Below are 412 nucleotides of genomic sequence, written 5' to 3'. Positions count from 1 at the left end.
GCCTCCTCTGTTCCCCCCTTCCTCCCTTCCCCCGCGTCGCTCTCTTCTGCTGCTCCTGTTCCCGTGTTCCCTGTCCCGTCCTCCTCTTTTGCTGCCTCTGCTTCTCCCCTTCCTGTTCCCGTGTGCCCTCCCTCCGTTCCTTCTGTTTGCTCCTCCCTTGTTCCCCTTGCTCCTGTGCTCTCTGCTTCCTTCTCTCCGCTTGTTCCTGTTGCCTCTCCTCCCCCTACCGCCCTCTCCTCCGCTTCTGTCTCTTCTTTTCCTGCCTCCTCTCCTGTTGGTGTTGTCCTTGTCCCCTCGTCTCTTCTTGCCCGCCCCGTCTGTCGTCCCGGCCTCTCCTGCTGTGCTCCGCCCTTCCTCCCTTCCCCCGCTTCCCTCTCTTCTGCTTCTCCTGTTCCCGTGTTCCCTGTCCCGT

General features: G+C 61.9%; 1 protein-coding gene. It reads right to left on the bottom strand.

The window, feature by feature from the left end; all coding sequences use genetic code 11:
- The coding region (locus CRV03_RS14290; protein WP_375153740.1) for a hypothetical protein at nt 1-412 on the bottom strand (412 nt) is incomplete at both ends.

This window comes from Arcobacter sp. F155, assembly GCF_004116455.1.
GTDB lineage: Bacteria > Campylobacterota > Campylobacteria > Campylobacterales > Arcobacteraceae > Halarcobacter.
Note: the sequence above shows the minus strand (reverse complement) of the source record. Positions and strands in the feature narration are given on the sequence as shown.